Raw genomic sequence first — 21,343 nt, 5'->3', positions numbered from 1 at the left:
GCTTTTGGGGCGTTAGTCCGGTGATCGCTTCGTTCCGAAAATCTGGTAGTAGCGTGGTGACTGCCGCCGTGAGCTCCGGAGCACTATTTACTCCTGATGTACACATTACCGTACGGCGCCTCACACCTTACTTTTTGCCCACCGCCGCCGATCGTTCCGACGGTCCGTTGGTAAAATTCACGCAGCTCGCCATCACCGGCGCTGACCTTGATGTCCGTGTCCGTAAACAACTCTCCGAACTGGGTGATAAGTTCCAGATCGGCACCGCTTCCTGCGGGAAGGGAGACGTCTACCTCACCGTAATTACTGTACAATCCGACTTCACGGGAAGGGAGTTCGCCGTACGCGACGGTAACTGGGCCGTAGGTGGCGGATGCTTTATGCAGCCCCGTCACTCCGGCTACTTCGATGCCGCCGTAAACGGTTTCTACGGTTACGGAAATACCTGCCGGAACCACCACTTCCAGCACCGCTTCGACGTTGTTGCCGCCCCGCACGTCGCTCCCGATGACCATGACGCGATCGCGGCCATCACGGGTTTGTTCCTTCCAGTACTGCTTGGCCAGCTCGACGGTGGGTTTGATTTGGCGTAAATGAATGGCATCGTCTTCGCGCTTCACTTCCAGTTCGGCAAGTTCTGACCTATCCGTGTCGTCAATGATTACCCTTTGCAGCACTTCGAGCGTGCTCGTTCCGCCGCTGGTGACTTTCACGCTGCTGAAGGGGGCGTAGATGTGGAGGGAGGTGGCACCGTTCAGGTCGATGCTCTGGCGGTTTTCTTGTGCGTAGGCAAAGAGGGGGAGGGCCACCAGGAGGAGGCTGAATAAGAATTTCATGGGTTGGGTTGTTTTAGTGGGCGGGAAGGCTGGAAGCTTAGTTCGGGCTCGCTTCACGTACTGCTCCGTTTACGCAGCCGGTAGCTAACCCGGGAGCAGCGTAGATAGCAACGTAGGAAGTATTCGTAAGGAATCAAAAGTCTTTAAAGCTTACGGACGTAAATATCCTTGTAGGTAGCCCGCAGATTGATCAATATCCCACCCCCGTTAATGGTACCGGTCAGTCCGCTGTTCTTACTCCCGCTGTCATCGCGGTCCCGTCGTACGGTTGCGTCGGACTTCGGCATGTTCGCCTTCACGTCCAAGTCGAAATCCGTGTACATCGCCCCGTAACCGGTACTCAGGCGAAGAGTGGCCGGCGTGGTTTGGGGCAGGCTTACGTCGACGGTGCTGTAGGTAGAATGTAGGCGCAGGTCTTCCGTAGGCGGACCGGCGGAAAAGGTCGCTTCGATGCCCCCGTAAACGGTATTGATGGCCAGCGGTCCGTACACGTTCGTCAGGTTCACGTCGTGGTACATCATGCTCACGTCCAGTTCCCCTTTGAAATTATCCACCTCCAGGTCATCACCACGGTAAGTGGATTGCGTAACTTTTACACTAGCCGAGTTCGGAACGTGGACGATAATCGTCCCGTTATTTTTCCCGACCTGACTGATGACTACCCGCCCGTCCAGTTCCTCGGCGGAAAGACCGAAGCCCGTGTTGTCCACTTTACCGTCGGCGCTGATTTTGCGCATGCCTTTCATCTTTTCGTCGACTTCCTTACTTCCGCCCCTGCGGCTGATTCTGAGGTCTTTTTCGTCGGTACCGATGATCGACAAATCATCGATCTCTTCGAATTCAATGACTTTTCCGGTTACCGTGATGCGGTGTTCGGCTTGGGCCGGAAGGAGGAGGGGTAGGAGTAGGAAGATGGTTTGGATGAGGTACTTCATGTTGGGGGGAGGTTTTGGAATAAAGAGGTAAGAGAAAAGAGTAAGGACGTTATACTCGTCGCTTCGCTTCCTCCATCGGTCAGTAGTGATCATCAGATGCGACTTTTGACGATGAGCGAAGCGAAGAATCAAAAGCTCATCGGATGAGTAAATCAAATACTTAGATAAGCTTAAGCCTACCCATCCGCGCCACGTCCCGCATAGGTCGGGGGGTGGAATCGGTATCGATCAATTCTTGCAGGTAGGGCAGCACGCGGCTATCCCGGGCGCGTACCAGCGTTTCGATCAGTTCGAAGCGGACGACATCCGGCGGAGATTCGGCGATGGCGGCTAGCAACTCATCCCGAACGCCGGGGTCATCGACGAAGCGGCGGAGCGCGTCGAGGGCAGCCAGACGTACGTTGGCGTTATTGTCGTTTCTTAGTAAGTATCCGAGGTTTTGGGTAGTTACGGGGTCGGCAGTCGGCATATTCAGGGTAACGGTCGTAGCCCTGATGCGGGCACTCGTCCGGTTGTCATTCATTAGGTCGAGCATGAGGGTGCGGGTGGCGGCAAGTTCCCGATCAGCATCCAGTGCCGAGCCACCTTCGTAATAGCGGCCGGCGGTAAAGATCAGGGCAATGGCGGCGGCGACCGCGGCGATTTTCCAACTCAGGGAACGCATTCGGCCGGAAGTATTTTTTGCGCTAGATACCTCGCGCATTCGTCGCACGATGGAACCATTTTCAGTTGTCGTAGCAGCTTGTTCGGCAGTCTCGGCCACCGTTGCGGCAAGCACTGCTGCGAAGCGTTGGTCAGTCATGGCGGAAGGCTCCAAATCCTCTAAACCAGCCAAGCTTGTCCGCATCGCGCGGAGCTCCGCCAACTCAGCGGCTAATGTTGTGTTGTTGGCCAGTAGGTCAGTGATTTCGGTCCGCCGGACCGTATTCAGCTCCCCGCTCAAGTAATCGATCAGCTCTGTTTCGGTCACGGTATTCATTGCTTTTCGAGTTTTGCGTAGTTCAGCCGCAGTTGTTTGACGGCGCGGTGCATCCGCACTTTAACGTTGGCTTCGGTGGTGCCGATGATCGTGGCGATCTCGGCGTATTTTAGTTGGCGTTTCCAGGCCAGTTCCACCACTTCACGGTAAGTATCCGGCAGGGCGGCGAGGGCGGCTTTGGACTGCTGCTCGGTCTCCCGATCCGCCCAGTTTTGTTCGGCGGAAGGACTCACTTGATGAAGACTTAAGGGATCGACGTTCGTAGCCAGCGGCATCCGCCCGTCCACCTTCCGCCGGTCGTTCATGGCGTTACGGGCGATGGTGAAGACCCACGATTTAAAGGATCTCTCCAGCCGGTAGGAAGTCCGGTACTTGATCACCCGTTCGAAGGTTGTTTGCAGCAGGTCCTCGGCCGTTGCCGGGGCGTTACCGCGGTTGACGAGGTAACCGTAGACGGGGCGGCGGTACCGTCGGTAGAGCTCGGCGAGCTTTTCCAGTTGTCCGTCGCGGACGGCCGCCATGATGTCCTCGTCGGTTTGCATTTGTGGGTCTTCGGGAAGGGGTACTGGGCTTTTGGGGGATGGTTACACGGGGGGGAAAGAAGTAAGAGGTAAGAGTAAGGACGTGGCACTCGGCGCTGCGTTTACTCGGTTGGACGTTTCCCCGTATTCCGTAAATCAAATTATTGTCGCTCTCGGAGCCATGCCTAATCGAACGAGCGCAGCGAGTGAGTAGCCGTCCTTAACTCTTACCTCTTTACTCTTTATTCCCTTCTGGCGCTGTCGCGGGTGCAAAGAAATTCCGAAAACCAAGCACCAACCCCACCAATATCCCACCACCGAGCAGCGCTAGCCACCGATTGATTCCCCCGTCCGAAAGTTCCACCGGCCCGTCTGCCCCGGTCAGCGTGACGCCGGCCCAGTAGTAGGGGTGGGCGAATTCTCCGCCGTCGATCAGTTGTCGTTGGGCGTTTCGGAGGGCTTCGGCACGGTCCTTCCCTTGCTTTAGTTCGGCGTAAAAAGCAATCATCAGGTCCGCCGTAGCCCGGTCGTCGACGCGCCAGAGGGTGTTAACGGTGCTGCGGGCGCCAGCGGCGGTGAAGGCGCTGGCGATGCTCAAGGAGGTTTCGCCGGGGATGGACTTGCCGAGGCTGGTTTCGCAGGCGGAGAGGACGACCATTTCGGCGCTGATCGGGAGGGTGGCGATTTCGGGGTAATAGAGTAGTTGCTCGGGGTCCAGCTCGCTGCCGGACTGGCTGAAGGCGATCCAGGATTGGTTGGGGTTGGCCGCGTCGCTGAAGCCGTGGGTGGAGAGGTGGAGCACGCCGGCGGTGGGGGATTCGGTGAGGAAGGCTTCGCGGGAGGCCTTGGGGCCGGTGATTGGGTTGGCGTCGGTGACGGAGGCGGTGATGGTGTTCACCTCCCGTGCATTTTCCGATAGTTGGCCAAGTGCGCCGGTGAAGGTCGGTCCCATCGCGACGATAGTACGTCGTTCTATTTTTCGTTCGTCGTTCGCCAGCAGGGTGGTGAGGGAGTAGGCGTTGCGGATTGTTCTCTCGGTACCCAAATAGCGGACGGAGTTATACGCTACGGCACCTTCTTCTTCGGACATAGGCAGTGCGGCGAAGGGAAAAAAGCTGAGGGCACCGTCCGGTATCAGGAGGAGCTTGTCTCCAGACGGACTTTGCGCTCCCCACTCCCCCGGCACCAGCGACCGCGCCAATTGGCTACCTGAAGTAATGAATGTATTGTCCAACTGGCTCTGCTCGGCCAGGTCGCGTAAGGACTGGCGGCGGTAGACCGAATGCCGAATCACCTCCCGAAACCCCTTAGCCGAAGCCGACAACCGCGCCGCGCCCGGCAGGTAATGCACGCTGATCTCGCCCGCTGGCGTGACGCGGAAGGCCAGGCTGGTGTCCGCCGTGACGTGGTACTGGAAGAGGGTCGTCTGGTGCTTTTGAAGGTAGGCGATGATGTCCATCTGCGTCAGTTCAGTGGTGTCGCGGACTTGTGTCTTTGCGGAGCGCCTTCGGAGCCGGTCGCGTTCTAGGCGGGCGGTGACGAGTTCGCTTTTTAGCTTGGGATCATCAATGGCGGTGGCTTCGAGGCGGCCGATGCGGCGGTTGAGCTCGGCTTCGCGGGCGGGGAGGGTCTGGTTATCGGCCTGGAGGGTGGCGTTGAGGGTGTAGGCGCGGGCTTGGTCGGAGAGTAGAAGCGCTTGCCAGGCGTACGGCCTCGCGTCCGACTCCAGGTACAACTGTACGTTTAACCGAACCGCCGCGTTGTAGAGGCCCCGGACGTCCTGACTGAGGTAGCGCCGGCTGGCATCACTCGATACGTTGGTGCGTAAGCGGTTGCTTGCTTCAATTGCGTCCTGGTAGTCCAGCAGCGCCGAAGCCGCGTGGCCACTCCGAGCCAAAAAGACGGCGCGGTCTTCCAGGTGAACCGACAGTTGACGGAGCTGCTCGGGTGTCCGCCCCGCCAGGCGCGGCCGAAACAGCGTGCCTGCGGCGTAATCTTCGTCTTCAACGATAGCGGCCAGTCCACGGCTGTAGAGAAGGGCTGCCTCCTTATTATCGCCAAGACCAGCGGTGGCGGTGGCGAGGGTGCTCAAGATATTCGCTTTCGTCGCAAGTTCCGCCTGGGCATAGCCCAGCGCGCGCTGGGCAAAGACCTTCGCTTCCGCATAATCCGCGCCTTCCAGGTGTAACAGTGCCATGTTGTACAAGTAGATACGAAGCTCCTCCCGATCGTTCTTTTCGTACAGGTCGATGGCGCGGCGTAGGTGGCGAATAGCCCCGTCCCGATCACCCGCGTAGTAGTCGGCGATATGGTATACGTTGTGGATGGCGGACAGGTAGGGGGTGCCCTCCATCTGAACACTGATGGACAGCGCCCGGTCGGCTTGCTGGCGCGCCAGTTGACTGAGGCGGAGCTTGCTCGCATGAAGGGCCAGGTTATAGTGAAAGGCGAGGGCTTTCTTGGCCGGCAGGGATTCTGTGGTGGCCGCCAGTAACTCACTAGCTCGCGTAGCTACGTCGAGCAGCAGTTGGCGGTCCTGAAGTTGCACGGCGATACTACCAAGGTTGATAAGGCTTTTAATCCAGACCAAGGTATCCGCCCGTGGGTTGCTTCGGTACCGGTCGATGACGGTGTGGAGGAAGTAATTCGCCGAGTCGATTTGCCCCCATTTGAGGTAGGCCGAACCTAAATTAGACATTGACTTCGTGGTCTCGGGATGGCCTTTACACAGCACGGAGTCCCGGAACGCGATGGCCCGCCGGTAATACTGGGCGGACAACTCCTTCTGATGGATATACTCGTAGCACGCCCCCATCTTATGAAAAGCCAGACCGGTCAGGCTATCGGTAATGAGCTCGCCGAATTCATTGTGGGTTACTTGCTGATAGAGCAGTAGTGCTTCCTTCTCCTTGTAGTCATTGTATAAGGCGTTACCCAAGTCAACTAATGTTTGTCGCTCAGCCAGCCCGTCTTCCTGACCAAATACGCCCCCCGCACACCCGCCGAAGGCAAGAAGAAAAGCCAGCAGACTGAAAGAAGCTTTCATAGGACATAATTAGCGCCCGTAAGTAACGAATAAGGCGATGCGTGCATAGAAAGCAAGATACTACTTATCTTATACCGTCAAACCAACATACACTATGATTTCCAGGAACTTTACTTTTCAGGCCGTGGCGGCCGCTTTATGCGTTTTCTTATTCTTTGCCTGCGACCTTATTTCCGACCCGCCTAAGCCGCCCGGGGGCGACGAAGATTGCGAGGTAAAGCTGACCTTCCTCGATGAGATGAATGAGGACCGAGAACCTATTTTCGATATCCCGGATGAACATTACGGAGGGGAGAAAGAAGAGCGGTACGGCCTCCAAAAGCTTCCGAAACGGCAGTTCCGGCTACCAATTCCCGCTAGTGGTAAATCGGTCGTGCACGTGTACAATGACTATCCGTACGGCTACCACATCAGGGCCTTCGCGGTTCGGGGCACCGACTTATTGCAGTTAGACACCGTAGTCTACACCAAGGCAAAGTTTGCCAGCTTCGAATTCTCCTTCGACCAACGGAACGCGGATGATTACCTACTATTAGAAATCCATTATCAACGCGATGGTCACCGGGGGCCCGTTTCCAACGAGGACTACATCGGCTTCGTAGCCTATGACGGCCAGCCCTCTCAGACGGTGGAGACCGATAAGCTAGGCCGCCCCTTACGCTGCGACGGCAAAACGCCTAAATGTTACGTACTCAGCACGTGCGTCGACGGTATGGACCTGGAGAACTGGGCCAGAGAAATGGGCCTGATCGTTAATGAAAGATTCGACCGCGAAGATGGAAACCCTTACTGGATAAACGCCTGCGTTAGCCCTGACATCAATCTCAACACAACGGACCCGGAGGGCAAGGAGATTGAAGTCCGCAACGACACGATCAATGGCTCGATGGAGATGGACTTCCCCTTTACGCTCTCCCCACTCCTCATCGATCCGCTCGGCACCCCCCTCCGGGCAATCGGACGAGTTGACGGAGAAGATAACCAGGACCGGAACCCGGTTGCAACAAACCCCGGTAGCGATGAGATCGGTAAGAAAATACTCTGTATTGACGACATTGCGCCCCGCAACGGGAACGGGGATGAGTTGATCGTCACCATCATCGACACGGGCGTTTCGGAAGACGGAAGCGGCCGGCTCAACTGGCGTATGTTCGAGAACCAAACCGACCGGAGCCCTTACCTTCCGGCGGGTAAATTAGGGTACGATTTTACGGACCGGGACAACCAGCCGCAGGAAGAAATCGAGCACGGCACGGCGGTAGCTGCCGCGCTGGCACTCAATTATACGGGTGACCGTAGGCTTACGATCGTTCACCATAAGATATTTTCCCCCGACGGTGAGGCGAACTACTCAAATGCAATCGAGTCAATTTACGCCGCGGTCAAGCACGGTACGGACGTGCTTAACCTAAGTTGGGGCATCACCAGCGAGAAAGCCCCCGCTGCCCTCGCTTGTGCCATTAAGTACGCGCTGGGTGAAGGCATCACCATCGTTACGAGCGCCGGCAATCAGGGAAGCGATATTGATAGCACCCCGCAGTGGCCCGCTGCTTTCTCTAAAGACCACAAGGGATTATACGCCGTTGGCTCGCATACGTTACCTGACCTTTCCGTAAACGCGAATCATCGGCGGACTCTTTGGTCGGGCCACGGCAAGGAAAACGTCGATGCGTACGCCTTTCAGGCGGCGTGGGTGCCCGTTGAGTTTGGGAGTCGTTATTATTTCCGATTCGGAACTTCCATCTCCGCGCCTCTTTTTGTTAGCCACTTGGTCAACAAGCCCAATCGGATCGGTCTGCCAGCCGATCAGTTAGATTTAGAAGAGGTGGCAACTGATTTCTTTTTGCACAATGACCCCAGACAGCCTCGACTACCGAACTATCTGGTTTTAATTCAACCCGTTACCTGCCCGAAGGGAGCTCAGCCTTAGGAACGCCAATTCAATAACTGTCCGATTTGCAGCTTGATCTCGCAGCGCTGCTCTTCCTATTTTGAAAACCACCGTAGCTATGGCTATGCTGGATTTCAACATACTCAATCAGCACTACGATGTCTGCGCTTCAATCAGGACAGTTATTAAATTGACGTTCCTTAGTTTACTTAATGGCTATCCATAATACTAGATTCTGACCGAATTAATAGTCTATCGACCACGGTAAAGGGTAATCATGCCTTTACCGTGGTTTGTTATTTTTTGGCTTAATCTTCAGCAACAAGCCTCCGTTCATTAGTATCAACAGCAGGGCTAACCAAACCCAGTAAACTTCAATGATTATGAAGGAATACAACAACTCGAAACCATCCATCGCTGGGCCATTTATCGCAATATTTCGATCTACTTCTCGGCCCGATGACCAGAGGGGCAAAACAATACCTAGCAACAGAACAAGCACCACGTACGGCCAGCATCCAATCGGTCTCCGCGTACGCCTCACCATAATCACAGAACCGATCGACAGCAGCGCAATCGCCACATCGATACCGTCCGTTTGCTGCGTAGCGACCCGATAAAATATTCGTCCCACGGAAGTATCCATCAAATGAAGTTATTAATATAAATCCTGGCATCAAATCATTAGAACCGCCATTTCCCATTCACCCCACCTCCCACAGCAACCGACTAGCGTAACTCCGAAACGGCCGCCACCCTTCCGTCAGCCGGAACAACTCCGCAACCAATTTCTTGCCCCGAAACTTTTCCGTATCCACCCCAAAAAGCTGGATCACATTCCGCTTCACCACCAGATCACCCAGGGGTAACAAATCCTCCCGGTGGAGGACGAACATGAGCACCATCTCGACGGTCCACTGACCGACACCCTTGATGGACGTGAGCATTTTCAGGATTTCCTGGTCGGTGTAGTTATTCCAATCCGTATTAATTAATCTATGATCGAGCCAGTACTGAGCGACGTTCTTGAGGTAGGCGGCTTTGTTGCGACTCATCCCGGCGGCGCGTAGGTCTCGATCATCCATCTCCAACAGGCAGTCGGGGTGGGGATAGCCGTCGGGGAAAAGATCGAGGAAGCGGCCGAAGATGGTGCCGGCGGCTTTGCCGGAGAGTTGCTGGTAGGTGATCGAGCGGATTAAGCCGAAGTAGACGTCGCCGTCGTGGTCGGGGCGAATTTTTGGGGTATGCTTTTTAATTAGCGGGGCCAGAAGTTTCTGCTGGCGGAGGTGGGCGATGGCTATTTCGGACATGACGGGGAAACAGGTTGCGCAGTAGCTTAGTTTGCGCTACTTCAACCGTTACGCGTTCGCATATTTCCGCACCGAATTATGGTTTATGTGCCACGAGGAAGGTAGGGCCACGAGTACACCTCACGGGTCTGATGTTATTCACCACGCTCAGTAACCAGAAACCGGCATCGAAAAAGATTAATTATTAACTGATGTCACGCAGATTATTTCGCCGCGTGAACACAAAAGCACAAAAATCGGTGTACGGGTGCGCCGAAGCGCCGTTTATTTACTCTTGTGTGTTTTTGTGCTTATATGGCATAGTCCGGTTGCGTAAGGTCACTTAATTATTAAAAAGGATCCAACAATAAAAAAGGGCGAGCACCGAAGCGCTCACCCGAAAATGACAGTGTGTTTCCCTCTCTGGGGTACTAAAAACCTAACAATCCCTCTCTAATGCTAGGCTAAACTAAAATACTACGAAAACTAAATAAATACGTTCAAGATGTTAGCTTTAAAACGGTAATCATGCGTACCCTTTGGGTCGTTATTGCTTTGTTGCGCCGCTCGCAGGTATCCAGTCGGAATCAATGACGTGACGGAGTCCCTTAATAAACTAAAATTCAGTAGGTGCGTCGGCTAAACACTAAACTACGGCGGGTCGAAACAGCAACTTGCGTGTCTGGCTGTGGAAGTTTGTTGTTCATAGTAGCGTGCGTGTTATGCCCCTTCATGACGGTACACACACCATGCGTTACACTATGGGTGCTTTTTATTTTTTATGTCCACACCCGAAGACATTGCTCCGGTAAATTATCCTCCGCACCAGCGTCCGCGCCTAACGATTCTTTGGCGCGGTCGCGGGTGCCGGGGATGTCCAGGAGAAAGCAGGGTCATCGCGTAGCCGCCCCAGCACCAAAAAATGTGCCCAGAACATCAACGGCGCCACCAGCGCCGGCAACCAGATCCAGGGGAAATAGAAAATAGCGACGGTGGGTTGGTCCAACGAAAGCAATTGGTACGAAGTCGGTGCCGAGAGCACCGCCACCACCACCGTCCAGGCGAGTACGAGAATGCCAGCGACGTTAGCCGCCACCGCCCAGCCGACCGACAGCTTCCGCCACCTAAATACCAGCAAACCGATTACCGGTAGCAACAAACCCGGAATAACATCGTAATTCAGGCCTTCGTACGTCAGCGCTTTCGCCACCACGCCGGACGCGTAGAGCCCGTGCAAAAAATACACCTCCACGGCAATCCGTACGGTATGGAGATAGTGCAGAATTTCTACATCCACCCCCGCCCGAAACGACCGCGCTCGCTCGCTAAACCCTACGTATAAACCGCCCACCAGCACCGGCAGCACGACCAACGCCACCCGCGGCGGCACGGTATCCGTTACCGTGAAGAACCCCGTAGCCGCCAGGCCGGCCGTTGCGAGTAGCCAGCACGCCCCAGCGATCAGCACCCAGAGCCGCTTACCGGTGGCCGCGTAAAAGCCTACCAGCGTCAGACCCGTCAGGATTGCGAAGCCAAAGTAAAGCGGATGGCCCAGTGGCGGGAGCATGTTTCGTGTTTACACACAAGATAAGCTACTTTTCCCGCCAAGACATTTAGTATTCCATTTGAACGAAAAATATTGAATTCGCATCAATTTTGTCTCGTGCGCCAGGTTGCCAGTACGCGTCATCACCGACTAACCACTAGCCGCATCATGAAGGTATTCCCCCGTTCGTCCAGGCCACGCAAAAAGTATAGCCCGGGTGGCACGTCTCCAGTGTTGATTTCATTCCCCCGGCCGTACGAGTGTACAAGCTCTCCGGCTGCGTCAAATAGCCTGGCGGAGGCTAATTCTACACCGGTTACCGTTACGTTTCCATTAGTTGGATTCGGATAGACTGTCATTTGCCGAGGTCTAGCGAGTTGGTCACCTCCCGTAGCGACGGTTCTTTTTACGAAGCAGCTGGGCAGGAGGTCGGACAAATTTTCGTACTGTGGCACCTGATTATAATAGTAGCAGAGTAGCCGCTCCGTCTCTATTTCCGTCGGACAACCCGGAACTTCGAGTGGGTACAAAAGTCCTTTTGTCGATCCCATTTGTTCTACGTAAGTCATGAACGGCGCTGGCTGACCGGCATCATCCGTTGAATTTAAGCAGGCGGTAAACCAACGCCTGCGCCGGGTACCATCCGTGAGGGTGACACTATCCGTAGCGGTGACGATCAGTTGATAGCTAGCGAATTTATCCTGGCCGTTATCGTAGCGAACCGCTCGGTAATTTAGCGTATCACCTACCTCAGCGGTAAAGTCGTAAAGCAAGTACTCCGGACCATCTTTAAAGGGTTGATAAAAAGTGACTCCTTTGTAATCATTAATCCTGATTTCATTCTTGGTGAAGCTAGATATATCAGCACCTTCTTCTTCGGTGGTTTCTAGCTCGTAAGTATAATTACCGAAGCCGCTCGTGTTTTCGGGGGACATCAAATAGCGCAGGGTGTAGCCGGGGTAGCCCTCGTTTACTTCTCCCGTAGGAACGAATTGATTCCAGACGGAATAAGGGGAAAAGCTCGACGGCTGTTCGTCGGGTTCTTCGATGTTGAAGAAACACTCATTCCTCAGGCTGCTTCCCCGGTAGAGCGTTTCTCCGTTTGCGGAGAAGCAGTTCAGTAACTCACCCCAGCCCTCGATGATAATCTCACAGGGTGCATTTATCCGGTTGAAAAGACCTGATTGGTACCCAATTCCTTCAATGTAGTACCAAGGGCCGAAGTTATCATCGACCGCTAAATCCTCACCCAGGCAGCTCACTTCCCAACGCTTCCGACGTTCCCCATTAGCCAGCTCGATGGTGTCAGTATCCGTGAGCAGCAACTTATAGGGAAGTCCATCAGAAAAATCAGACCTAACTGGGATAAATTCGAGCGTATCCCCCACCATCGCCGTAAAGTCATACAGTAGGTAGTCTTGCGTCGATCCCGCTGGTTGAAAGTATACCTTTCCAGTCCGATCTTCAAGGCGGTCTCCTGAATCCAGAAAATTATCTTCTCCCACGGAATCGCGACTGGTAACGATCCGGTAAAAAGCAATGCTATCCGGTTGCGTAAGCTGCTCTAGCCGGTAACGGGTGGTGTAGCCGAAGGCGGGAGAATTGACCCCGCCGGACATACTGAATAAGTTCCACTGATTACCCGGCGTGAAGAGACTGGGGCCGACTGAATCCGCCTTGATGGGAATGTTGGATGGCGGCAGCGTAACTACCCCGTCATCGAGCGTACAATTGGACACGGACGCCATTGAGATTGACGGCAGTGCACATAACATAATGGCTAGTAATAGCGCGGAAAAGTATTTCAAGGCGAGGTGTTTGTGTGGGCTCAGGTAATTCTGGAAAGCGTCATACTCAGCTAATATAGAAAGTATTGACAAAATTTTAGTACTTATCTATTCGTCAAACTTTGCTGTGCATTACGTGGGTTCATCAATCATTGGTGAATTATCGTCAGTTCAAGAGGCGCTACGAATGAGTACGTTATCCATTGGGTACTTCGTTACTGTCCTCAAGAATCCCAACGAAAATCTCTACCTCCGCATCCGTCAGATTCGAAGCCTTGGCCCCGTAAACCTCATAATCCGCCCGGTAGCTGCGGTCCAGTTCCGTAGCCCAAATATCCTCCCAGGTTTGGTACACTACACCATGCTGGAGATTGCCCCGGGAAGTAAATACCTGAAATGCGCCGCCCGCCACCTCGATGGCCGTCATCCCTTCCGGCACGTCAGCGAGTGAACTTACCCGACAACCCAGCACGGTTGTGTAGGCGCCCCGGTGGTCGGACTCGTAGTCCGTGTACACCGAATAAACGGTCGTATCGACTTTGTTGGGGATCTGATCAACTAGCTGCTCCTCCAGCAGGCGTTGCCAGAGGCCACCGATGTCTTTCGCCGTTTGTTGTGGGTCCGTGTTGGAGGTTCTTACGGAGATACCGATCAGCTGGAAAGAATCTTTTTGTTGCTTAGTCATGGTTGTCTTATTTGGTGACCCGACAAAGTTGGCGGGGCGCTGTGACAACCCCGTGGCAAGGGTACGGGAATAATTTTTCCGGGCTTCTACCAGGTACTCCGCCAACGTGAAGGTGTACGGCGTAAACGTGGTGGACAGGGCTCGAAACCGCCCAATCCGATCCAGCCGAAACGTGCGGAAGGCTTTGCGCAGGCGGCAGAAAGCGATCAGTATCCAGTTGCCCTCGGTGGTGTAGAGGCCAAAGGGTTCTACTTCTCTGTTTGACGCTTCCCCTTTTACGGAAGTGTAAGCGATAGCGGACAAGCGGTGGTGGAGAATACATTCTTGAATTACCATCAGCAAATTGCTGGTTGGCCGCTCCGCCGGATCGTCGCGGGAGAGCAGGCGGGAGGAAAGCACTTCCGACCGTTCTTTACCGGCGCTAGGCAGCACGGCCTTGATTTTGGTAATGGCTGACTGGTAAGCTCGGACGAGCGAAGCATCCGAGTTCTTACCGATCAGGTGCTCCGCCGTGATGAGTGCTCCGGCTTCCGCCTCCGTAAACATGATCGGCGGTAAGCGGTAGCCGGCGAGGATTGAATAGCCTTTTCCTTCCACGGTCACGATCGGTACGCCGGCTGCTTCGAGGGCGCGAACGTCCCGGTAGACGGTGCGCAGGCTGACGCCGTGCCGGTCGGCCAGTTGGCGGGCGGTGACCAGGCGGGAGGACTGGAGTTGGGTGAGGAGGGTGGTTAGCCTGGTTAGGCGGTTTGGCATGGTGAGTAGGTGGTCGTGTCCAGTAGCTAAACTAGCTACTGGCCCTTTAAAAAGATGATTCGTGATAACGGATCGTCCCTTTGTACGCACCGAAGCCGCGAATACTACCCAAACCCAAACGCTTACTAAACCACCATAATCCAATCCCACCCCCACACGTTACCTTCGTGGCTGTTTAAATTGCACCCTCGGCTTGTTAGGTTACGCATCTGATGAACTTTTCAAATTCAATCGCTTTGCGATCGAGTTTGAAAAGGTGCATCCAATGAGAACCCAACTATCTCTTTCAGCCAATCCAAGCAGTTCTCATCGGATGTATCTTTTTAAGTAAGTTGAGAAGCGATCTACTTAAAAAGTTCATCAGATGCGTAACTGCGCACTAAGTTCCAGCCATGCGCATCAAAGTAGGCATCTTCTTCGGCGGCCCCAGCCGCGAACGCGAAATCTCTTTCGCCGGCGGCCGGACGGTCTACGACAACCTCGACCAGGCCCTCTTCGAGCCCGTGCCCATCTTCGTGGACTCTTTCCGCAAGTGGCACCTCCTCGACTGGCAATATCTCTACCGGGGCACCATCCGAGATTTCTTCCCTCCCATCGACCTGGCTCCCGCGTCCGCGCACGGGTTCCAAGTCTACCAGGAAAGCCTCGGCCCGCTCGACGAACTGAGCCTCGAAGCCATGGCCCGCAAAGTCGGCAGCCGCATCCGCCGCCATGATTTACCGGAGCTGATCGACGTAGCTTTCCTAGCCCTCCACGGCGAATACGGCGAAGACGGCCAACTACAACGCGAGCTAGAATACGCCGGCGTGCCCTACACCGGCTCCGGCGTCGAGGCAAGTGAAATCGGTATGGATAAGGCCATCCAGAAGGAGCTTATGTCCGCCAAAGGCTTCGCCTCCCCGGCCCTGCTCGTCATCAAAAAAGGCGACTTTGACGACCAGCGCGTCCAGGATCACTTCTATGAATCCGAGCGCGAAATCGGCTGGCCAATGGTCATCCGCCCCGCCCGCCAGGGTAGCTCCATCGGCGTAGCCATTCTCAAAGAAAGCGAGGGCCTGGAAGGCTTCGAACGCGCCGTCAACGCCGCCTTCTTCCGCGAGCTCCTCCCCGTGCACGAATACGCCGAACGCAACGAATACGAACGCCTCGAATACGTCCGCAACCTCAGCGATCTACGCGACGGTGTAGCCTTCCCCATGGACGCCCAGCACGGCGAACGCACCATTACCTTGTACACGCCGGATGAGCTTTATGATTTTCTGGAGGCTAAGGTGGAGGTAAGAGGAAAGAGTAAAGAAGAAGGACGCGAGACACCTCCGGACACCACGGAATTTGGAGCCGAAGACGAAACTACGAGCGAAGCGAGCATAGCCGCAAATCGCCAATCAAGATTCGCCAATCAAGATTCACCAATCCCGCACGCCCTACCGCCTACCGCCTACCCACTAATTATCTTTTCCGGCCACCAAACCGAACAAAGCGTAATCGTAGAAGCCTTCATCGACGGTAAAGAATTCTCCACCATCGTCCTCCGCACCCCGGCGGGCGCAGCCGTCGCACTGCCCCCCACGGAAATCGTCAAACCCAGCAGCGAGCTCTTCGATTACCGCGCCAAATACATGCCCGGCCGCAGCCGCAAGGTCACGCCGATCGAGCTACCGACGGACCGTATCCAGGCCATCCGCGCCGAATGCGAGCGCCTTTTCGAAGAACTCGGCTTCCACGTTTACGCCCGCATCGACGGCTTCCACACGGCCAGCGGCGAGATCTTCCTCAACGACCCGAACACGACTTCGGGCATGATGCCGAGCAGTTTCTTCTTCCACCAGGCGGCCGAAATTGGCTTGAATCCTAGCCAGTTTCTCACTTATATCATTCGCCAATCGCTCAGGGAACGGGGGCGAGGTCGCGGGATGCAGGGTGAAGGGATGGACGTAGCCGATGAGTTAGGCACCGGCCTGGACGAAGCCATGGAAGCCGCCAGGGCAAGTACCACCCAGAAAGAAAGGATCGGGGTCATCCTCGGTGGACCCAGCTTCGAGCGGCACATTAGCGTGGAGTCCGGACGGAATATCTACGAAAAACTGGCTTCGAGCGAGGGCTATTTGCCGACGCCGCTTTTTTTAGAGCCCGACGGTGAGGATAAGTACCGCCTCCACCAACTCCCCATCAACCTCTTACTAAAGGACAACGCCGACGACATCCGCGCCAAACTCGGTAAAACGACCGAGCACGCGGTGGTGCAGGAGATTCGGGAAGCTTGTAAGGAGATCACGCACACTTACGCTGCTCCCAACGTCGTCTTCTTACCAAAGGAGGTTACCTGGAAGGAACTACCCAAGCACATCGACGGCGCCTTTATTGCCCTCCACGGCCGGCCCGGGGAAGATGGTCAGGTACAAGCTCTCCTCGAACCCCTCGGTATCTACTACAACGGCTCCGGCATCGCCAGCAGCCGGACCACCATCGACAAGTACAAAACCCTCCACACCCTCGCCAGAGCCGGCCTGGAGGTAACGGAACAATGGTTGGCCAGCGGCAAAGATTTCTACGCCGATGAAGATGCTTTCTACCAGCAAGTAGAGGAACGGTTCGGCTACCCCCACGTTGCCAAGCCGGTGGACGATGGGTGCAGTTCGGCCGTTTTACTCATCAAAGACCGGCAAGAATTGACCGCTTACTGCCACCTCACCTTCCGCCCCACCAGCCTGAACGAGCGGGCGGCGCGCAAAGAGTTGAAAGTATCGGAGAAAGACGAGTGGCCAAGCGGTAAAAACACGATCCTTTTCGAAAAAGTCATCACAGCGGAAGGGGCGGATAAATTCATGGAGATCACCGGCGGGATGCTCACGCACCTCGGGGAGGACGGGGAAGTCCGTTACCAGATCTTCGAACCCAGCGAAACGCTGGCCGGGGGCGAAATCCTTAGTCTCGAAGAAAAGTTCCTCGCCGGAGAGGGTCAAAACCTCACCCCCGCCCGTTTGGCGACGGACGGTTACAGCTACGATTTCATTGCCGGCCAGGTCAAAGCCGATCTCGAAAAAGCGGCGCGCGCGGTGGCCGTAGAAGGCTACTGCCGGATCGACGCCTTCGTCCGTATTTACGCGGACGGCACGGCTGACACCATCCCTATCGAAGTTAACAGTCTGCCGGGCATGACGCCGGCCACCGCCATTTTTCACCAGGCGGCGCTGGCGGGTTACCAACCGGCGGCCTTTATCGACCGTATTCTTGCTTACGGGAAGGCGCGGCGGGACCGAGCAGCAATTGCGCTCCCCACGGAAGCAGCTCTGAGCTCCGTACCAAGTCAAGCTTCCCTTGCTTCCCCAAAGAACCCGGCACCCGCGACCGCGCCACTTACTGAAGAAAAAACTGCGGTTAGTGATTACAACGCACTCATTAAGGAGGGTGAAGAAAGTACCGTGCCGCCAATCAGAGCAAGCAGTAGCGAACCGGAAAAAACGGGTTTTGTGGCCAGCACCTTAGCCTTACTCAAATCCGGCTACTTCTGGAAAAACTTCGCGATGGCCCTGTTATTTCTGGTCATCTGCTTCTTCTTACTCCGGATCAGCCTCAACCTCTACACCAGCCACGGCAGCAGCACCGACCTGCCCAATTTCGTGGACATGAGCCGCGCCGAAGCAGCGGAACGCGCCGATGACCTGGGCCTGACGCTCAAATTCGAAAAAGGCGCTTTCGACCCCAACCGCCCACCGGGCACGGTCACGCGCCAACACCCCAAAGCCGGCGCGGGCGTCAAGAAAAACCGGAGCATCTACCTCACCATCCTCACCGACGAGGCCCCGATGATCAAGCTCCCACCACTGACGGGCGAGTACGATTATACGCAGTACACGACCCGCCTGCAGCGCATGGGCGAGATCCGCTCGAAGATCCGCGAACAAGTCTACGACGGTAAACAGGAAGAAAATACGATCCTTTACCTCTACTACGGCGACCGGAAAATCACGGAGGAAGAACTGCGCGGCGGCCGGGTCGAAGTGCCTAAAGGTGGCGAACTCGAGTTCGTCGTTACCGTGCGGGAAACCGGGGAAGTCTCCGTCCCAAAAATGCGCTGCCGCACGTTCGGTGAGCTTGAATTTTTACTCGACGGCTCGGACCTATTGGTCGGTAAAACCTACGGCGACGTGGCGAACCGCAGCAATGCGTACGTCGTGCGGACGGAGCCGTCGGGCGGAGCGATGGTGCCGGTAGGATCCAAATTTGACGTTTATTTGTCGGATACACGGCCGGGAGGGTGTGATTAGTAAACTGATATGCGATATGCGAATCCCGATATTTGATATTTGATTTGTGGCTATGCTCGCTTCGCTCGTCTACGAGCAATGCTTCAACGTGCGTCCGGCAGTTGGGCTAGTGGTGTGTTTCGTGCACTGAAGTGAAAAGAGAAGGGAACTCCGGGCTTTGCTTGAGCAAAACCATTAGCAGCGAATATAGTACGGGACCTAACCGGCGTACACCAAAGCTCCCCACCCCACGTTACAACTTTCTAAGCAAGCAACATGATCTTAAGAGTACTTCTCACCGCCACGCTACTTTCAATGTTGGCGAGTATTTCCTTGTCCGGGCAGGTTACCATCCAGCCGTTGAGTGGCTACGAAAACCTGCAGCGACTCGCCGCTCAGGGCAAAGGGAGTACCGCTAGCGAAAAGGTGGACTGTGACGCGGTGGACCTAAGCGGCTTCACCGTCGTGAGGCCGGGGCAAACCGTGCGGCGGTTGATTCGGCCGGATACGTCTGGGTTGATTGGGGGAGTTACTTATTCCTGCACGGATTGCGCCGCGACGGGTGGAAACGTCGTGTTACGGCGGGATACGCTCATCTACACGGCCAACGCGGATGAGGAAGAGGTACTGGATAACCTCGTTTTTCGGGCCTGCACTAGCAACGGAACCGATTGCGGAACGCCACTAACCGTGCGGGTACTCGTGCAAAGGGAGGGGCGGACGGTCAACTTACCGGGGCAAACCGGCGAGGTGGGGGAGCGGCTAACGTTGGCGACGCCGGACAACAGCCTGACGCGTAAGGCCACGTGCCGCTCGGTCGAAGCCTGCGCGCCCGACTACCGGGGCAGAGACCGGGACTTTGCCTTCGACTCCTCCCCGACGGCCGGCAACGACGTGACGTACGACGTCTCCGCTTACGCCGGCGTGGACGCGATCTGCGTCACGGTCTGTAGTGAATTCGGTCTGTGCGATACTTACCGGACGGAAGTCACCATCGCCCGCAACGCAACGGCGCTACCTTTTTTTGATGATTTCAGCGGAGGAGGGTTCCGCCCCGCGGTAGCGCGCTGGCAGGACCGGGACGTGCTCGTGAACCGCACCTTCGCGCAGTTGCCGCCCTCGATCGGCGTAGCAACCTTCGACGCGGTGGACGCCGACGGATTCTCCTACCCCGCCACGGGTGGTGGCCGGCGGACGTTTCCACGCGATTACCTGACCTCTACCCCGCTGAACATGGTGGGCCAGGAAGGCTCCACCCTCAGCTTCTACTTACAACCCCGTGGGCTCGGCAACCGCCCGGAGCGCCAGGACAGTTTTGTGGTTCAATTCCTACGCCCGAACGGTAATTTTCAGACCGTCTTCGCGGTGGAAGGTCTCCGTAATAACGTACCGACGGATAGTGTACTGGCTTTTCAACGGTACGCCATTCCGGTGGCCGGAGAATTTCTGTACGGCGGATTCGTCTTTCGCTTTCTCAACAAGAGTAACCAGTCCGGTGCCGTGGATAATTGGCACTTAGATTACGTCAAACTCGACCGGGCGGCGGTGGCCGCGGGAACGCGGGACCTCGCGCTCGTCAAGGAACCCGGCTCCATTCTCGCACCGCTAACCAGCCTGCCGCTGCGGCACTACCAGGCGGCGGGGGAAGATTTAATCCGGGAAGATTTACGCATCGACGTGCACAACGCGGCCGGACAGCAGCTTTCGCTGGGGAGCGTCAAATCGAGCGATATCCTTATTTCCGACCGCGCCGCCGGTACCATCGTGGCGGCGGACGCAGCTCCGCCCGAAGTATTTGGTCTGCCCGTCACGGTAGCACCAATGTCTTACGTTTCCGCTGACTTAGCGCCGGGCTGGGCGGGGTTGAGCACGGTGGCGACTTACTTGAATGGGTTAGCGCAAGATAGCCAACGGGTGGAAATCAGCACCCAGTACCGGCTCGAGCCGAATGGGGAAAACGGCGAGCTCAGCGTATCCGTCAGGGTCAACAATACGGCGAGTACGACGACGGTGCTGGACAATTACATGGCTTACGACGACGGCTCGGCGGAAGCGACCATCTTCAGCCGCGTGCAGACGCGCACCGTAGTGCGCTTCCCGTCCTACGTGGAGGATGAATTACGAGGCATCCAAGTTCGCATCCCCCGTGACCTCGGTGGCTTCGGCGACCAAAAACTGCGGTTGGTAGTTTACGCGGCGGGGGATTCCTTGCCCACGGACCGCCTTTACGAGCAGGATTTTGACATCGTCGTCCCGGAAGATATTATTCAGGATAGTCTTGAGGGTTTTACGACTTACCTCTTCGACGAACCGCTCCAGTTGCCCACGGGTAACTTTTTTGTAGGCTGGGAGCAACTGCCGGCGGCCCGGGAGATCACGATTGGCTACGACCGGAACACAAATAGCCAGGAATTCCAGTTTGCGGACTACGGCAGCGGCTGGCGGGCTTTACTGGGCACGACGAAGGGGTCGCTGATGTTACGCCCCCTGCTGGGTGGCTTCGAGGGCTTCCAAACGAGTACGGAAGGCGTAGCAACGGTTTCGGCCCTGGTGGACGTGTTTCCCAATCCTACGTCCGGCACTCTACACCTGCGAAGCAATAGCGAGTCCCGCACTCGGTCGGGACGGCCGCTCCAACTACCAACAGCTACCTACCATGTACGGCTATTTAACCTAGCCGGGGCGCTACAACAAACGCAAACGGGGCTGAACGACCTCGATCTGAGCGCGCTACCCGCCGGGGCGTACGTACTGGAGGTTAGTGACGGATTACGTCGTAGCTTCCATAAAGTGATTCGTAACTAATCAAATTAGCGGTGGGCCTT

Annotated in this window: 13 protein-coding genes; 3 read left to right on the top strand and 10 right to left on the bottom strand. The window is 55.9% G+C overall.

The annotated features are described in order from the left end of the window. Positions 1 to 83 precede the first annotated feature (83 nt). From GGR27_RS15235 to GGR27_RS15215, 5 genes are all read right to left on the bottom strand, one after another. Positions 84 to 836: a DUF4097 family beta strand repeat-containing protein gene (locus GGR27_RS15235; protein ID WP_168038842.1), complete on the bottom strand. Its 753-nt coding sequence runs from the start codon at positions 834 to 836 to the stop codon at positions 84 to 86. 143 nt (positions 837 to 979) lie between these two features. Next, a complete protein-coding gene (locus GGR27_RS15230) occupies positions 980 to 1,771 on the bottom strand; it encodes a DUF4097 family beta strand repeat-containing protein (protein WP_168038840.1) in 792 nt (263 codons plus the stop codon). A 160-nt stretch (positions 1,772 to 1,931) separates the two neighbouring features. After that, on the bottom strand, positions 1,932 to 2,750 hold the full coding sequence (locus GGR27_RS15225; RefSeq protein ID WP_168038838.1) for a HEAT repeat domain-containing protein: 819 nt from the start codon (positions 2,748 to 2,750) through the stop codon (positions 1,932 to 1,934). Beyond that, positions 2,747 to 3,292, bottom strand: a complete 546-nt coding sequence (locus tag GGR27_RS15220) for an RNA polymerase sigma factor (protein ID WP_168038836.1) — start codon at positions 3,290 to 3,292, stop codon at positions 2,747 to 2,749. Before GGR27_RS15220 ends, GGR27_RS15225 begins: the two co-directional genes overlap by 4 nt. A 214-nt stretch (positions 3,293 to 3,506) precedes the next feature. Further along, positions 3,507 to 6,317: a CHAT domain-containing protein gene (locus GGR27_RS15215; protein WP_168038834.1), complete on the bottom strand. Its 2,811-nt coding sequence runs from the start codon at positions 6,315 to 6,317 to the stop codon at positions 3,507 to 3,509. Positions 6,318 to 6,411: 94 nt separating this feature from the next. Between GGR27_RS15215 and GGR27_RS15210 the strand changes: the two genes are divergently transcribed. After that, complete coding sequence (locus GGR27_RS15210) at positions 6,412 to 8,247, top strand: S8 family peptidase (protein ID WP_168038832.1); 1,836 nt, start codon at positions 6,412 to 6,414, stop codon at positions 8,245 to 8,247. Between the two features lie 244 nt (positions 8,248 to 8,491). On the opposite strand, the gene GGR27_RS15205 is transcribed toward GGR27_RS15210, so the two are convergent. The 5 genes from GGR27_RS15205 to GGR27_RS15185 all read right to left on the bottom strand — a co-directional run bounded on the left by GGR27_RS15205 (position 8,492) and on the right by GGR27_RS15185 (position 14,271). After that, complete coding sequence (locus tag GGR27_RS15205; protein WP_168038830.1) at positions 8,492 to 8,854, bottom strand: hypothetical protein; 363 nt, start codon at positions 8,852 to 8,854, stop codon at positions 8,492 to 8,494. 58 nt (positions 8,855 to 8,912) lie between these two features. Beyond that, entirely contained in the window at positions 8,913 to 9,518 is a 606-nt protein-coding gene (locus GGR27_RS15200; RefSeq protein ID WP_168038828.1) for a DNA-3-methyladenine glycosylase family protein, read from the bottom strand. Between the two features lie 817 nt (positions 9,519 to 10,335). Further along, positions 10,336 to 11,064: a hypothetical protein gene (locus tag GGR27_RS15195; RefSeq protein WP_168038826.1), complete on the bottom strand. Its 729-nt coding sequence runs from the start codon at positions 11,062 to 11,064 to the stop codon at positions 10,336 to 10,338. Positions 11,065 to 11,186: 122 nt separating this feature from the next. Continuing rightward, the gene (locus GGR27_RS20480; protein WP_168038824.1) at positions 11,187 to 12,782 is read right to left on the bottom strand and encodes a T9SS type A sorting domain-containing protein; all 1,596 of its coding nucleotides are present in this window, start codon (positions 12,780 to 12,782) and stop codon (positions 11,187 to 11,189) included. A 244-nt stretch (positions 12,783 to 13,026) separates the two neighbouring features. Next, positions 13,027 to 14,271, bottom strand: a complete 1,245-nt coding sequence (locus GGR27_RS15185) for an effector binding domain-containing protein (RefSeq protein ID WP_168038822.1) — start codon at positions 14,269 to 14,271, stop codon at positions 13,027 to 13,029. 392 nt (positions 14,272 to 14,663) lie between these two features. On the opposite strand from GGR27_RS15185, the gene GGR27_RS15180 reads away from it, so the two are divergent. Both GGR27_RS15180 and GGR27_RS15175 read left to right on the top strand, forming a co-directional pair. Next, a complete protein-coding gene (locus tag GGR27_RS15180; RefSeq protein WP_168038820.1) occupies positions 14,664 to 18,539 on the top strand; it encodes a PASTA domain-containing protein in 3,876 nt (1,291 codons plus the stop codon). Between the two features lie 255 nt (positions 18,540 to 18,794). Next, the gene (locus GGR27_RS15175; RefSeq protein ID WP_168038818.1) at positions 18,795 to 21,323 is read left to right on the top strand and encodes a T9SS type A sorting domain-containing protein; all 2,529 of its coding nucleotides are present in this window, start codon (positions 18,795 to 18,797) and stop codon (positions 21,321 to 21,323) included. Positions 21,324 to 21,343 lie beyond the last annotated feature (20 nt).

The sequence above is a fragment of the Neolewinella antarctica genome, assembly GCF_011927835.1.
GTDB classification, from domain to species: Bacteria; Bacteroidota; Bacteroidia; order Chitinophagales; family Saprospiraceae; genus Neolewinella; species Neolewinella antarctica.
This window is presented reverse-complemented; position numbering and strand designations above follow the sequence as displayed.

Excerpts from the sequence above, each read along its gene's own strand:
- GGR27_RS15235 (WP_168038842.1), bottom strand. The coding sequence starts at position 836 with ATGAAATTCTTATTCAGCCTCCTCCTGGTGGCCCTCCCCCTCTTTGCC.
- GGR27_RS15230 (WP_168038840.1), bottom strand. The coding sequence starts at position 1,771 with ATGAAGTACCTCATCCAAACCATCTTCCTACTCCTACCCCTCCTCCTT.
- GGR27_RS15225 (WP_168038838.1), bottom strand. The coding sequence starts at position 2,750 with ATGAATACCGTGACCGAAACAGAGCTGATCGATTACTTGAGCGGGGAG.
- GGR27_RS15220 (WP_168038836.1), bottom strand. The coding sequence starts at position 3,292 with ATGCAAACCGACGAGGACATCATGGCGGCCGTCCGCGACGGACAACTG.
- GGR27_RS15215 (WP_168038834.1), bottom strand. The coding sequence starts at position 6,317 with ATGAAAGCTTCTTTCAGTCTGCTGGCTTTTCTTCTTGCCTTCGGCGGG.
- GGR27_RS15210 (WP_168038832.1), top strand. The coding sequence starts at position 6,412 with ATGATTTCCAGGAACTTTACTTTTCAGGCCGTGGCGGCCGCTTTATGC.
- GGR27_RS15205 (WP_168038830.1), bottom strand. The coding sequence starts at position 8,854 with ATGGATACTTCCGTGGGACGAATATTTTATCGGGTCGCTACGCAGCAA.
- GGR27_RS15200 (WP_168038828.1), bottom strand. The coding sequence starts at position 9,518 with ATGTCCGAAATAGCCATCGCCCACCTCCGCCAGCAGAAACTTCTGGCC.
- GGR27_RS15195 (WP_168038826.1), bottom strand. The coding sequence starts at position 11,064 with ATGCTCCCGCCACTGGGCCATCCGCTTTACTTTGGCTTCGCAATCCTG.
- GGR27_RS15185 (WP_168038822.1), bottom strand. The coding sequence starts at position 14,271 with ATGCCAAACCGCCTAACCAGGCTAACCACCCTCCTCACCCAACTCCAG.
- GGR27_RS15180 (WP_168038820.1), top strand. The coding sequence starts at position 14,664 with ATGCGCATCAAAGTAGGCATCTTCTTCGGCGGCCCCAGCCGCGAACGC.
- GGR27_RS15175 (WP_168038818.1), top strand. The coding sequence starts at position 18,795 with ATGATCTTAAGAGTACTTCTCACCGCCACGCTACTTTCAATGTTGGCG.